The 14,206-nt window shown below is 67.4% G+C and carries 12 protein-coding genes; 10 read left to right on the top strand and 2 right to left on the bottom strand.

The features are described 5' to 3' along the window. The first annotated feature begins 11 nt into the window (after nucleotides 1–11). Genes dnaE through HMPREF1529_RS14555 form a run of 5 tightly spaced genes read left to right on the top strand, consistent with a single transcriptional unit; the run spans nucleotide 12 to nucleotide 7,516 of the window. Entirely contained in the window at nucleotides 12–3,482 is a 3,471-nt protein-coding gene (dnaE, locus tag HMPREF1529_RS14575; protein ID WP_016465350.1) for a DNA polymerase III subunit alpha, read from the top strand. A gap of 58 nt (nucleotides 3,483–3,540) precedes the next feature. Next, nucleotides 3,541–4,638: a hypothetical protein gene (locus HMPREF1529_RS14570; RefSeq protein WP_016465349.1), complete on the top strand. Its 1,098-nt coding sequence runs from the start codon at nucleotides 3,541–3,543 to the stop codon at nucleotides 4,636–4,638. 9 nt (nucleotides 4,639–4,647) lie between these two features. Next, nucleotides 4,648–5,964: a histidinol dehydrogenase gene (gene hisD / locus HMPREF1529_RS14565; protein ID WP_005049171.1), complete on the top strand. Its 1,317-nt coding sequence runs from the start codon at nucleotides 4,648–4,650 to the stop codon at nucleotides 5,962–5,964. 3 nt (nucleotides 5,965–5,967) lie between these two features. Then, complete coding sequence (gene nrdR, locus HMPREF1529_RS14560) at nucleotides 5,968–6,432, top strand: transcriptional regulator NrdR (RefSeq protein WP_005049174.1); 465 nt, start codon at nucleotides 5,968–5,970, stop codon at nucleotides 6,430–6,432. 52 nt (nucleotides 6,433–6,484) lie between these two features. Then, nucleotides 6,485–7,516, top strand: coding sequence for a quinone-dependent dihydroorotate dehydrogenase (locus tag HMPREF1529_RS14555; protein WP_016465348.1), 1,032 nt, complete (start codon nucleotides 6,485–6,487; stop codon nucleotides 7,514–7,516). Between the two features lie 62 nt (nucleotides 7,517–7,578). Here the strand turns inward: HMPREF1529_RS14555 and HMPREF1529_RS14550 are convergent, their stop codons facing one another. Then, on the bottom strand, nucleotides 7,579–8,394 hold the full coding sequence (locus HMPREF1529_RS14550; RefSeq protein WP_232212138.1) for a hypothetical protein: 816 nt from the start codon (nucleotides 8,392–8,394) through the stop codon (nucleotides 7,579–7,581). 52 nt (nucleotides 8,395–8,446) lie between these two features. Next, on the bottom strand, nucleotides 8,447–9,007 hold the full coding sequence (locus tag HMPREF1529_RS14545; RefSeq protein ID WP_005049182.1) for a DUF3043 domain-containing protein: 561 nt from the start codon (nucleotides 9,005–9,007) through the stop codon (nucleotides 8,447–8,449). A gap of 77 nt (nucleotides 9,008–9,084) precedes the next feature. On the opposite strand from HMPREF1529_RS14545, the gene HMPREF1529_RS14540 reads away from it, so the two are divergent. The 5 genes from HMPREF1529_RS14540 to HMPREF1529_RS14520 all read left to right on the top strand — a co-directional run bounded on the left by HMPREF1529_RS14540 (nucleotide 9,085) and on the right by HMPREF1529_RS14520 (nucleotide 14,204). Next, nucleotides 9,085–10,473, top strand: coding sequence for a dipeptidase (locus HMPREF1529_RS14540; protein ID WP_005049183.1), 1,389 nt, complete (start codon nucleotides 9,085–9,087; stop codon nucleotides 10,471–10,473). A gap of 123 nt (nucleotides 10,474–10,596) precedes the next feature. Beyond that, nucleotides 10,597–10,968: an iron-sulfur cluster insertion protein ErpA gene (erpA, locus tag HMPREF1529_RS14535; protein WP_005049185.1), complete on the top strand. Its 372-nt coding sequence runs from the start codon at nucleotides 10,597–10,599 to the stop codon at nucleotides 10,966–10,968. 132 nt (nucleotides 10,969–11,100) lie between these two features. Further along, complete coding sequence (gene ctaC, locus HMPREF1529_RS14530) at nucleotides 11,101–12,006, top strand: aa3-type cytochrome oxidase subunit II (RefSeq protein ID WP_016465346.1); 906 nt, start codon at nucleotides 11,101–11,103, stop codon at nucleotides 12,004–12,006. Continuing rightward, entirely contained in the window at nucleotides 12,006–13,769 is a 1,764-nt protein-coding gene (gene ctaD, locus HMPREF1529_RS14525) for an aa3-type cytochrome oxidase subunit I (RefSeq protein WP_005049190.1), read from the top strand. Before ctaC ends, ctaD begins: the two co-directional genes overlap by 1 nt. Continuing rightward, complete coding sequence (locus HMPREF1529_RS14520; protein ID WP_005049192.1) at nucleotides 13,770–14,204, top strand: cytochrome c oxidase subunit 4; 435 nt, start codon at nucleotides 13,770–13,772, stop codon at nucleotides 14,202–14,204. The last annotated feature ends 2 nt before the right edge of the window (nucleotides 14,205–14,206 follow it).

The following is a 14,206-nucleotide window of genomic DNA, read 5'->3' as shown; positions in this document are numbered from 1 at the left end:
GCGAGTACTCGATGCTCGACGGAGCGGCCAAGATCGGGGCCATGACGCAGGCCGCGGCCGAGTATGGGATGCCGGCGATCGCCGTCACCGACCACGGCAACACATTCGCGGCGTTCGAGTTCTACAACGCGGCCAAGGCGGCCGGTGTGAAGCCCATCATCGGGCTGGAAGCGTACGTGACGCCGGGCACGCACCGCAGCGACAAGTCGAGAGTGGCGTGGGGCTCGCCCGATCAGAAGAGCGATGACGTCTCGGGATCGGGCGCGTACACCCATATGACGATGTGGAGCCAGAGCACGGAGGGGATGCACAACCTCTTCCGGCTGAGCTCGCTGTCGAGCATGGAGGGGTACTACTTCAAGCCGCGCATGGATCGGGAGCTGCTGCAGACGTACGGCAAGGGACTCATCGCGACGACCGGCTGCCCGTCGGGAGAGGTGCAGACACGTCTGCGCTTGGGGCAGTACGACGCCGCTCGTGCGGCCGCTGCGGAGTTCCAGGACATCTTCGGCAAGGAGAACTACTTCGCCGAGATCATGGACCACGGCCTGTCGATCGAGCGGCGCGTGATGACCGACCTCATCCGCCTCGCGAAGGACCTCGACATCCCGCTCGTCGCGACCAATGACTCGCACTACACGCACCAGCACGAGGCCGACGCTCACGAGGCCCTCCTGTGCGTGCAGTCCGGATCCACGCTCGACGATCCCAACCGATTCAAGTTCGACGGCGACGGCTACTACATCAAGACTGCCGCCGAGATGCGCCAGCTCTTCCGCGATCACCCCGAGGCCTGCGACAACACGCTGCTCATCGCGGAGCGATGCGAGGTGGAGTTCAACACCTCGGCGAACTACATGCCTCGGTTCCCGGTTCCGCAGGGGGAGACCGAGGACAGCTGGCTGATCAAAGAGGTCGAGGCGGGCCTGCACTACCGATATCCGGACGGCATCCCCGACAAGGTTCGCAAGCAGGCCGAGTACGAGACCGGCATCATCTTGCAGATGGGCTTCCCGGGGTACTTCCTCGTCGTCGCCGACTTCATCAACTGGGCGAAGGACAACGGCATCCGTGTCGGGCCCGGTCGCGGATCGGGAGCGGGCTCCATGGTGGCGTACGCCATGCGCATCACCGACCTCGACCCGCTCGAGCACGGGCTGATCTTCGAGCGCTTCCTCAACCCCGACCGTGTGTCCATGCCCGACTTCGACGTCGACTTCGACGATCGTCGCCGCGGCGAGGTGATCGACTATGTCACCGCCAAGTACGGCTCCGAACGCGTCGCCCAGATCGTCACCTACGGCACGATCAAATCGAAGCAGGCGCTCAAGGATGCCGGTCGCGTGCTCGGCTTCCCGTTCAGCATGGGGGAGCGGCTGACCAAGGCGATGCCGCCCGCCGTCATGGGCAAGGACATGCCGCTGTCCGGCATGTTCGACACCGCTCATCCGCGCTTCAAGGAGGCGAGCGAGTTCCGCTCGCTCATCGACACGGATCCCGACGCGAAGACCGTCTTCGACCGCGCGCTGGGCCTGGAAGGCCTGAAGCGGCAGTGGGGTGTGCATGCTGCCGGCGTGATCATGTCCAGCGAGCCGCTGCTGGACATCATCCCGATCATGCGCCGCGAGCAGGACGGCCAGATCGTCACCCAGTTCGACTATCCCTCGTGTGAGGCGCTCGGTCTCATCAAGATGGACTTCCTGGGGCTTCGCAACCTCACGATCATCTCCGACGCGCTCGACAACATCCGGATGAACCGTGGCGAGGAACTCGACCTCGAACACCTGACGCTCGACGATCGCCCCGCGTACGACCTGCTCACGCGGGGAGACACCCTCGGCGTCTTCCAGCTCGACGGTGGCCCCATGCGTGCGTTGCTGCGATTGATGAAGCCCGACAACTTCGAGGACATCTCCGCCGTCATCGCGCTGTACCGTCCCGGACCCATGGGCGCCAACTCCCACACCAACTACGCGCTGCGTAAGAACGGTCAGCAGCCGATCACCCCCATCCATCCCGAGCTCGAAGAGCCGCTGCGCGACATCCTCGACACCACCTACGGCCTGATCATCTATCAGGAGCAGGTCATGGCGATCGCGCAGAAGGTCGCCGGGTTCTCCCTCGGACAGGCCGATATCCTTCGCCGCGCGATGGGAAAGAAGAAGAAGTCCGAGCTCGACAAGCAGTACGAGGGTTTCTCGGGCGGCATGAAGGAACGCGGCTACGGCGAAGGCGCCGTCCAGGCGCTTTGGGACATCCTGCTGCCCTTCTCGGACTACGCGTTCAACAAGGCCCACTCCGCCGCCTACGGTCTGGTCTCTTACTGGACGGCGTACCTCAAGGCCCACTATCCCGCCGAGTACATGGCGGCGCTGCTCACGAGCGTCGGAGACTCCAAGGACAAGATGGCCGTGTACCTCAACGAGTGTCGGCGGATGGGCATCCGTGTGCTTCCCCCGGATGTCAGCGAGTCGATCCGCTACTTCGCGGCTGTCGGCGAAGACATCCGTTTCGGGCTCGGCGCTGTCCGCAACGTCGGGGCGAACGTGGTCGACGGCATCGTCGAGGCGCGCGGCGACGATGGCTTCACCAGCTTCCACCACTTCCTCGACACCGTGCCCATGCACGTCGCGAACAAGCGCACCGTCGAGTCCCTGATCAAGGCCGGCGCGTTCGACTCGATGGGCGACACGCGGCGGGCTCTCCTCGAGGTGCACGAAGACGCGGTCGAAGCGGCCGTGGACCGCAAGCGCAACGAGGCTCAGGGGGCGATCGGTTTCGACTTCGACTCGCTCTACGACGCCGCCGAGGAAGCGGTGCCCCCGAAGGTTCCGCCGCGACCGGAGTGGACCAAGAAGGACAAGCTCGCGTTCGAGCGCGAGATGCTCGGGCTGTATGTGTCCGACCATCCGCTCGCCGGGCTCGAGATCCCGCTGGCCAAGCACGCCTCCACGTCCATCCACGACCTTCTGGCCTCGGACGATGTCAACGACGGCGATATCGTCACGGTGGCGGGCCTCGTGACGAGCGTCCAGCACCGCGTCGCGAAGCAGAGCGGCAACCCGTACGGCATGATCACGGTCGAGGACTTCGACGGCGAAGTGACCGTGATGTTCATGGGCAAGACCTATACCGAGTTCCAGTCCATGCTCATCGCCGACAGCATCCTGGTGGTACGCGGTCGAGTCTCCCGACGCGATGATGGGCTGAACCTGCACGGCCAGTCGGCGTTCTCGCCCGACCTCGGCTCCGTCGACGCCACGGGCTCCCTCGTACTGCTCATACCCGAGCACCGCGCGACGGAGACGACGGTGACGCAACTGGCTCAGGTGTTCTCACGGCACCCCGGAGACACCGAGGTCACCCTCAAGCTGCACAAGAGCGGTGTCGCGAAGGTGTTCGAGGTGCCGGCCCAGGTGCGTGTCACCGTCGACCTCTACGGCGAGCTGAAGGGGCTTCTCGGACCGCAGTGTCTGGGGTGAGCCAGGGTTCGGCCGAGTAGGATCCCAGTCGAGCTCTGTTCCGGAAGGATTGCGTAACGTGACCGACGAGAAGCACACCCCCGAGACCACCGGTGAAAGCACACCGGACGAGTACGACGCCCCCGCCACCGCGGAGTCCGCGGGCGCGAAGGCGCATACCGAAGATGAGACCCCGGTCCCGCACGCCGCCGCCAGCCCCGAGTCCGATGAGCCCGCCGCGACCCACACACCGGACGTCTCGACCGTCACCTTCGCCGAGGCGTTCGAGGCGATGACCGACGGGCCCGACGGCGTCGACGAGGCTGCTCCTGCGCAGTACGGAGTGGGGCCGTTCTCGATCCGCGAGGTGTCTCTCGGCGCGGTCTGGCTCGTCGCGTTCGTCGTCTCCTTCTTCCCCATCTACAGCTACGGCAACCGCGGGTGGGGAACGTCGGTGTGGACGGGTATCGACTGGCTGCTCACGATCGGCGTGCCGACCGTCGCGGTGTTCCTCATCGGCCTGCGACGGCTGTCGCCCCAGGGCATCCGCCGCGTCGGCTCGCTCGGCATCGATCAGTTCGCCTCGGTCGCCTTCTCGGTCTCGTCGATCATCTGGCTCGGCATCCTCTGGAGCTCGTTCGTGTCCGTGGGGGGAGGAAGCGTCTTCCTTGCGACCTGGGTCGTCTGGGTCGAGTTCATCCTCATGCTGGCCGGCGTCGTGCTCACCGTCTTCGCGCCGCTCCTGCCCACCATCGGCGAGGACTTCCAGCACCGCACCGAGGTCCCCGCACACCGGTATGCGAGCCCGGCACGCCCCGTTGTGGCACGTCCCGTGACAGAGCGGACGTCGTACACCGTACCTGCCGCGACGTCGCAGGCCGACGCCAACGCCCACGCTGTCGCGTCCACGGGCGCAGATCCCACGCCCGTGGCGGAGCCGACCTCGGAGACCACCGTCCTGGACGAGACGGCTCTCGCCCCTGTCGCGTCGCAGGCGTTCTGGGCGCTCGTTCCTGTCGAGCGCGACGTCGTCGACGAGCACGGCACACCGCTGTTCCGCATCGGACCCACTGCCTGGGCGTTGGTCATCGAGGACCGTGGTGACCGGTTCGTCGTCCGTCACGAAGACGGCCGCATCGGCTACCTCACGGACGTCTCCGGCGTCACGCGCGGGTAGCCTGGAACGATGCTCCGCACCATTGATGTGCGCGGTCGTCAGTTGACGACTGCGCAGTGGCTCGCCGCTGTGCCTCGTGCGCAAGCCGCCCGCGCCGAGGCCCTGCAGGCCGCTTTCGAAATCGTCGACGACGTCCGGCTGCGGGGAGAGACGGCGCTGCGAGAGCAGGCGGCGCGCTTCGACCGCGTCGAGGACTACGCCGTCCGTGTTCCCGCCGCGCACCTCGACGAGGCGCTGGAGAGTCTCGACCCGCAGGTGCGGCGCGCGATCGAGGAGATGATCCGCCGGGTGCGGCTAGCCTCGGCCGCCCAGGTCCCTGCGCCGGCCGCGACCGAGATCGTTCCCGGCGGGCGCGTCGAACAGCGTTGGCAGCCTGTCCGCCGCGCCGGTGTCTATGTGCCCGGCGGGAAGGCGGTGTACCCGTCGAGCGTCGTCATGAACGTCGTTCCCGCTCAGGTCGCCGGCGTCGGAGAGATCGCACTCGCGTCGCCGCCCCAAGCCGACGCGGGCGGCCGGGTGCACCCGGACATCCTCGCCGCCGCGCGACTCCTCGGAGTGACCGAGGTGTACGCGATGGGTGGGGCAGGCGCGATCGGCGCCTATGCCTACGGCGTGGACAGTCTCGGCCTGGAACCCGTCGACGTCGTCACCGGTCCCGGCAACAACTTCGTCGCGGCCGCCAAACGCGCCGTGGGCGGACTCGTCGGAACGGACTCCGAAGCCGGCGCGACGGAGATCTTGATCGTCGCCGATGAGCACGCCGACGCTGCGCTGGTCGCCGTGGATCTGATCAGTCAGGCCGAGCACGACGAGCAGGCATCGGCGGTGCTCGTGACCTGGTCGCAGGAGCTGGCGGACCGCGTGCGAACCGAGGTGGTGGAGCGTGTCATACGCACCCGCAACGCGGCGCGCGCGACGGCAGCGCTGACCGGCCCGCAGTCCGCGATCGTCTTGGTCGACGACCTTGCGGCGGCCACGGCGTTCAGCAACGCGTACGCACCGGAGCATCTCGAACTGCACCTCCGGGACCCGCGTCCGGAGGACTTCGTCAATGCCGGTGCGGTGTTCGTCGGCGCATATTCACCCGTGAGTCTTGGGGACTACCTGGCCGGCAGCAACCACGTGCTCCCCACGGGCGGACAGCCGCGGTATGCGGCGGGTCTGTCGGCGGCGACGTTCCTGCGGCCGCAGCAAGTCATCGTCTACGACCGGGATGCGCTGCGCGCAGCCCACGACGATATCGTCGCGCTGGCGGTCGCCGAGGCGCTGCCGGCGCACGGCGAAGCCGTCACCGCGCGTTTCGCCGACCTCTCGACGGGGGAGTGACGCGTGCATTGCCCGTTCTGCCGTCACGCCGATTCGCGCGTGATCGATTCCCGAACCAGCGATGACGGTCTCAGCATCCGCCGTCGCCGCCAGTGCCCGCAATGCGGCGGCCGGTTCACAACCGTCGAGACCGCGAGCCTCAACGTCATCAAGCGATCCGGTGTCATCGAGCCCTTCAGCCGCGAGAAGGTGATGTCGGGCGTACGCAAGGCCTGCCAGGGGCGTCCGGTGACCGAAGGCGATCTTGCGATGCTCGCTCAGGCGGTGGAGGAGGCGGTGCGCCAGACCGGCGCGTCGCAGATCGACACGAACGAGATCGGTTTGACCATCCTCGGTCCGCTGCGTGAACTCGACGAGGTGGCCTATCTGCGCTTCGCGAGCGTATACCAGGCGTTCGACTCGCTGGAGGACTTCGAGGCGTCGATCGCCCAGCTGCGTGCCGACCACGCCGCGGAGGCCGCGGAGTAGTCACGGCGCTCGCGCGCGGGACGGCCCCGGGCGCGCCCTAGGCTGAGATCCGATGTACGCCTTCATCTTCCGCACCGTCTTCGCGCACATGGACCCCGAGCGGGCCCATCACCTCGTCATCCCCGTGATCCGCGCATTCGGGGTCTGGCCGCTGCGTCCGATCGTGCGCGCGCTGACGGCGCCCGACCCGTCGCTGCGCACCCGCGCACTCGGGCTCGAGTTCGACTCACCGTTCGGCGTCGCCGCCGGCTTCGACAAGAACGCCGTCATGAGCGAGGGGCTGTACGCGCTCGGCTTTGGTCATGTCGAAGTGGGTACCGTGACGGCAGTGCCGCAGGACGGAAACCCGCGTCCGCGGCTGTTCCGCCTCATTGCCGACCGGGGCCTCATCAACCGGATGGGCTTCAACAACGCCGGTGCCGCCGCCGCCGCCCGCAGGCTCGGCCGCTCGCGACGTCGACCCCGTCGCGCCGTGCTCGGCGCGAACATCGGCAAGAGTCGGATTGTCGATGTCGAGCATGCGACGGCCGACTATGTCACCAGCACGAAGCTGGTCGCTCCCGTCGCGGACTACCTCGTCGTCAACGTCTCCTCACCCAACACCCCCGGTCTGCGTGGGCTGCAGGCCGTGGAAACGTTGCGCCCCCTGCTGGAGGCGGTCCGGGATGCCGCGGGCACCACGCCTCTGCTCGTGAAGATCGCTCCCGACCTTCCCGACGAGGAGGTCGAAGCGGTGGCGCGTCTGGCGGTCGACCTCGGCCTCGCCGGACTCGTGGCCACCAACACGACGATCTCGCGCGAAGGCCTCACTGCGGACGCCTCCGCCGTCGCGGCGATGGGTGCGGGCGGTCTGTCCGGGGCTCCTCTGCGCGGCCGGGCGCTAGACGTGCTGAGGGTCGTCCGCGCGGTCGTGCCCGACGAGTTCTGCGTCATCGCCGCCGGCGGCGTCGAGAGTGCGGCCGACGTCCAGGAACGGCTGGATGCCGGGGCCACCCTCGTACAGGGGTACACCGGCTTCATCTATCGTGGCCCGCTCTGGGCGCGCCAGATCAATCGTGGGCTGGTAGCGGGACGGGCGCGCTGACGCCGCTGACCGCCTCGGCGGTCGGGGATTTCGCGCGATCGAAGCGCAGGACGCCCCTCCGCTCACTCGTCCGCAGCCCGGAGTCCTCCAGGGCGGCCTGCACGCGACGCTGCAGCGCCGGCAGTTCCGCTGCTAAACGGAACGGTCCACCGCTCACCGGTGTCGATCTCGACCGCGCCGGTGCGCCAGCGGATCGTGACCGGTCGCCGTCGCCGATTGACGACGACGTGGAGCGCCGCAGAGAGCGGCATCGCGACCAGGGCACCCAGCACGACGACGAGCATCAGCGGAGGCAGGCGGAGCACCCAGCGTTCGGCAACGATGAGCAGGGCAACGGCCAGCACCCCGCCGGCGATGATCGTCCCCACGACGAGAGCCGTCAGGGCTCGCATCGTGAAGAGCGAGGCGCTGACCGTGACTTCCGGTCGCCCGTCCAGGCCGCTCCACTGCGGCGAAACCACGGCCGCGGCGCGATGTGAGGCAGCGCGATCGATACGTGCCGAGATCCGACCCACCAGGGTGATCACTATCCAACCGGCCGCAGGGGGGATGCCGAGGGCCACGACCGCCAGTGCGCGTCCCCATGGTTCGGGTAGGGTGGCGGCCTCCTGGATGAGGGGAGTGATCGAGACGGCCAGGGCGAACGCTCCTGCGGTCAGCGCGATGTGCCCGGCCCACTGCCACCGTTCCTCCCATCCGCTCAGCGCGTTGACGGCGGAGAACGCCACCGCCCAGCCGCCGATGAGAACGCACAGGTACGCCGGGAGCCCGCCATCGCTTGTCGGCGTCACGAGCGCACCGCCGATCGCGCAGAGAAGGATCCCTGCCAGGGCCGGGGCCAGGACGAACCACCGCCGTATCGCGGAGCGATGAGTCACGCCGGCAGAGACGGTCGCTGCGGCGCCGGACCCGCTCATCGGACCGAGGGCCTCAGATCGGGCGACCGCCGCGCTTGACCTGCGGTTTCGGCAGGCGCATGAAGCGCATCTGAATGGTGCGCATGGCGCCGTACCAGCCGAGGCCCTTCTCGGTGCGGTCGCCGAACTTCTCGCGGGCCGCCTTCTTCACCCGCACGCTCGTGATGATCATGTCGACGACGACCACGAGGATGTACAGCCAGAGCGCGGCGAACCCGTAGTAGACGATGGCGGTGTTCGGAACGAGGCTGAGCAGGATCACGATCAGCATGAGCGGCATGAGCAGCTCGCCCGGGTGCCATCCGCCGTCGACGAGGTCGCGGACGAATCGGCGCTGCGGGCCGCGGTCGCGAACGGGCAGGTACTTCTCCTCGCCGTTGGCCATGCCGATGCGGGCACGCTCGCGCTGCGACGCCAGTTCGGCCTTCGCGCGGGCGCGGGCCTCCTTGGTGTCGGCGACGAGAGGGCGCTTGCGGGCCGCCTCCTGCTCGGCGCGCGAGGGCGTCGGACGGTGCTTGCCGGGGCCGGTGGGCACGTCGGCGGCGGCGTCGGGAGCGGCGGGGTTCTTGGCCACGGTGTGGATCCTCGTTGTCATCACGGGTGGTGCGCACGCGCGGGGACGCGCGGCAACTGCGCTCTAAGATTACCCGCATGAGCTCGGACCTGTCCCGTCGTACCGCCGTCCGCGATGCCGCCGAGGCGGCCGTTCCCGCAGCCCTCGCCGATCTGGGGCGACTGGTGCGCATTCCGTCGGTGGCTTTCCCCGGCTTCGATCGGGCCGAGGTGACGCGCAGCGCCGAGACGGTTGCCGGGCTGCTCGAGCAGCTCGGCATCTTCGAACGCGTCGAGGTGAAGACCGCGATCGTTCCCGAGACAGGAGCGGAGGGGATGCCCGCGGTCCTCGCCACGCGTGCAGCGCGAAACGGGCGTCCGACGATTCTGCTGTACGCCCACCACGACGTTCAGCCCGTCGGTGACGAGTCGCTGTGGGAGACACCGCCCTTCGAGCCGACCGTGCGCGGTGGACGCCTCTACGGACGTGGAGCCGCCGACGACAAGGCCGGGATCATGGCGCATGTCGGTGCGCTGCGCGCGCTCATCGACGCACGCGGTGGCGACATCGACCTCGGTGTGAACCTCTTCATCGAGGGGGAGGAGGAGGCCGGCTCTGCGTCGTTCGCGCAGTTCCTCCGCGACAACGCCGACGCGCTGCGCGCGGACGTCATCGTCGTCGCCGATTCCGGCAACTGGGATGCGACGACTCCGGCCCTCACGGTGTCGTTGCGCGGCAACGCACGCTTCACGATGACCGTGCGCACACTGGAGCACGCCTCCCACTCCGGCATGTTCGGCGGTGCCGTGCCCGATGCGATGCTGGCGACGGTGAAGCTGCTCGCCACGATGTGGGACGACGACGGTGCGGTCTGCGTCGCCGGGCTCACCGCGCGCGAGGCAGCGACTCCCGACTACTCCGAGGAGACCCTGCGCGATGAGGCCGGGCTTCCCGAGGGTGTGAGCCCGATCGGACGCGGCTCGATCCTCAGCCGCATCTGGAACAAGCCGTCGATCACCGTCACCGGCATCGATGCTCCCAGTGTGAAGAACGCGTCGAACACGCTCTCTCCTGAAGTCTCGGTCGTCATCAGCATGCGGGTGGCCCCCGGCCAGCCCGCCCGCGAGGCCTACGCCGCGCTCGAGGCCCACCTTCGCGCACACGCCCCGTTCGGCGCGGAGCTGACTTTCCGCGATGACGACTGCGGCGACGCGTTCCTGGTCGACACCACCGGGGCCGCGGTGACGTCGGCGCGCGACGCGCTGCGGGAGGGATACGGCGTCGAACCGGTCGACATCGGCGTCGGAGGATCGATCCCGTTCATCGCCGACCTCGTGCGCGAGTTCCCGGGCGCGCAGATCCTGGTGACCGGCGTGGAGGATCCACATGCACGGGCCCACAGCCCGAACGAGTCGCTCCACCTGGACACGTTCCGCCGCGCACTCGTGTCCGAGGCTCTGCTGCTCGAGGAGCTCGATCGCGGGTGACACGGCTCGCCGCCGTGCCGGCGCGCGGGCGTCATCGGCCCGGGGTGCCCGCTGCCGCGTAGAATCGAGAACGACCCGCCGTCTGATAGCGGCTTCGATCATCACGAGGTTCCGGAGAGTGCCATGACCGACATCGCCACCAACACCCCCGTCGAGGCCGCCCCGGCTGCGCACGGCGTTCTCCTCACGGACGCTGCGGCCGAGAAGGTGAAGAATCTCCTCCAGCAGGAGGGGCGCGACGACCTACGCCTCCGTGTCGCGGTGCAGCCCGGCGGGTGCTCGGGCCTGATCTACCAGCTGTATTTCGACGAGCGCTTCCTCGACGGCGATCAGGCCGTGGACTTCGACGGCGTCGAGGTCATCGTCGACGACATGTCGGTGCCGTACCTGGATGGCGCGACGATCGACTTCAAGGACACGATCTCCGAGCAGGGCTTCACGATCGACAACCCGAACGCCGCGGGCAGCTGCGCGTGCGGCGACAGCTTCCACTGAGACGGGCGTCGCTGATCAGGCGGGAAAAACCCCTCCGATAGTGGCAGACATCCTGGGCGGATGGCCTGAATCGGGTGGGAGCTTGCCTTAGACTGAGCGGTGTTCGACCTTCATGACCCCGAAAGGTGCACCGTGCGCGTCAAACGCCGACTCCGGCTCGCCGTCATCCCGATCGGGATCGCCTCGGCGATCACCCTCGCGGGATGCACTCCCACCGAGCTGAACGGCTTCTTGCCGGGCTTCACCGACGACGGCACGCAGGCTACCAACCACACCGAGATGGTGTCGGGTCTGTGGGTCAACTCCTGGATCGTCCTCCTGGTGGTCGGCATCATCACGTGGACGCTCATGGGGTGGGCGGCGATCGCCTATCGTCGCCGTCGCGGCCAGCGCGGCCTGCCGGTGCAGCTTCGTTACAACATGCCCGTCGAGATCTTCTACACGGTTGTCCCGTTGATCCTCGTGCTCGGTTTCTTCGCCTTCACGGCGCGCGATCAGGCGGTGCTCGAGACCCAGTACGACAACCCCGACGTCTGCGTGACGGCGATCGGCAAGCAGTGGGCCTGGGACTTCCAGTACAACGACGACCAGGCCGACTGCCAGGCCGGCGACAACGCCGTCTGGACCATGGGCGTTCAGGCCCAGACCGACGCCCAGGGCAACATCACCAGCGACCTGCCGACCCTGGTCCTGCCGGTCAATGAGAAGATCAAGATCAAGCTGACCTCCCGCGACGTCATCCACTCCTTCTGGATCGTCGACTTCCTCTACAAGAAGGACATGTACATCGGGAAGGACAACTACTGGTCCTTCATCCCGACGCGCGTGGGTGAATACGACGGCAAGTGCGCCGAGCTCTGCGGCCAGTACCACTCGATGATGCTTTTCAAGGTCAAGGTCGTCGAGCCGGCCGAGTACCAGCAGTACCTCGCAGGCTTGCGCGCCGCCGGTCAGACCGGCGACATCAACAAGGCCTACGACCGGCTGCAGAACTTCCCGGGCACGGGAGCCCCCGTCGAATCTGAGGGACAACACTGATGGCGACCACGCTTCCTCTCCAGGGCGAAACCTCCGCGCGCCCGACCACGCTGCCCCCGCGTCAGGCGGCTCTGATGAGCTCCACGCGCGTGGGACAGAAGGGCAATATCATCGTCAAGTGGATCACCTCCACGGACCACAAGACGATCGGGTACATGTACCTCATCGCGTCGGTGATCTTCTTCCTGCTCGGCGGCGTCATGGCGCTGATCATCCGAGCCGAGCTGTTCGAGCCGGGAATGCAGATCCTTCCGACGAAGGAGCAGTACAACCAGCTCTTCACGATGCACGGCACGATCATGCTGCTGATGTTCGCGACGCCGCTGTTCGCCGGCTTCGCCAACGCGATCCTGCCGTTGCAGATCGGCGCGCCGGACGTCGCGTTCCCGCGTCTGAACGCGTTCGCGCTGTGGCTGTTCATCTTCGGATCGGTGATCGCGGTCGCCGGCTTCCTGACTCCCCAGGGTGCGGCCGCGTTCGGTTGGTTCGCCTATCAGCCCCTGGCGGGAGCGTCGTTCTCACCCGGCGCCGGTGGCAATCTCTGGATGCTGGGACTCGGCATGTCCGGCTTCGGCACCATCCTCGGCGCGGTGAACTTCATCACCACGATCATCACGATGCGCGCGCCCGGTATGACGATGTGGCGTCTGCCGATCTTCTCGTGGAACACCCTCGTCACGAGCATCCTCATTCTGATGGCGTTCCCCGTGCTCGCCGCGGCGATCCTCGCGGCGGCAGCCGACCGCGTGCTCGGTGCCCACATCTACGACCCGGCGAACGGCGGCGTGCTGCTGTGGCAGCACCTGTTCTGGTTCTTCGGCCACCCCGAGGTCTACATCATCGCGCTGCCGTTCTTCGGCATCGTCTCGGAGATCTTCCCGGTGTTCAGCCGTAAGCCGATCTTCGGGTACAAGACCCTGGTCTACGCCACGATCGCCATCGCCGCGCTGTCGGTGTCGGTGTGGGCTCACCACATGTACGTCACCGGCTCGGTGCTGCTGCCGTTCTTCTCGCTCATGACCATGCTCATCGCGGTGCCGACGGGCGTGAAGATCTTCAACTGGATCGGAACCCTCTGGCGCGGCTCAGTGACCTTCGAGACGCCGATGGTGTTCTCGCTCGGCTTCCTCGTCTCGTTCGTCTTCGGTGGTCTGACCGGTGTCATCCTCGCCTCCCCGCCGCTGGACTTCCACCTCTCCGACTCGTACTTCGTCGTCGCCCACTTCCACTACGTGGTGTTCGGCACGGTCGTGTTCGCGATGTTCGCCGGGTTCTATTTCTGGTGGCCCAAGTGGACGGGGCGCATGCTGAACGAGCGACTCGGCATGGTCCATTTCTGGATGCTGTTCATCGGTTTCCACATGACCTTCCTCATCCAGCACTGGCTGGGCGTCGACGGCATGGTGCGCCGCTACGCCGACTACTCGGCCGCTGACGGCTGGACCTGGCAGAACCAGGTGTCCACGATCGGAGCGATGATCCTGGGCGCCTCGATGATCCCGTTCTTCCTGAACGTCTGGATCACCTCGCGCAAGGCGCCGCGGGTCACGGTCAACGACCCCTGGGGCTACGGCGGATCGCTCGAGTGGGCCACCAGCTGCCCGCCCCCGCGTCACAACTTCACCTCGATTCCGCGCATTCGCAGTGAGCGCCCTGCCTTCGACCTCAACCACCCCGAAGCAGCGCTCCCGGTCGGTGTCGGTCCGGCGAAGGACGCTCCCGATGCTCCCGTCATGGACACGGCCGAGGGGAAGGTCAAGTAAGTGAAGACCAACGTCAACCTCTGGTGGATCCTGTCCGGGTTCTTCTTCCTCTGCTTCGCCCTGTACACGGGGTGGAACATCATCGAGCACTCCGACCGTCAGTGGTTCCACGCGATCGAGTGGGTCGGCAGCGTCGCGCTGCTGTTCACGGTGTTCATGGCCGCGATGATCGGCTTCTACGTCGACCGCGTGCACCGCGCCCAGGGCGGCGAGCTGCCGGAGGACTCCCTGACGGCCGACATCGATGACGGCGATCCCGAGATGGGCGAGTTCAGCCCGTGGTCGTGGTGGCCGCTGGTGCTCGCGTTCTCCGCGGCTCTCGGCATCCTGGGTCTCGCGGTCGGCACCTTCCTGCTGCCGATCGGCCTCGGCGTGTTCGTCGTCGCCATCGTCGGGTGGGTCTTCGAGTACTACCGCGGGTACTTCGCACGCTGAGC

This window comes from Microbacterium sp. oral taxon 186 str. F0373, assembly GCF_000411455.1.
In the GTDB taxonomy this organism is placed as follows: domain Bacteria; phylum Actinomycetota; class Actinomycetes; order Actinomycetales; family Microbacteriaceae; genus Microbacterium.
The sequence above is the reverse complement of the archived record's forward strand: the minus strand, read 5'-3'. Positions and strand labels throughout refer to the sequence as shown.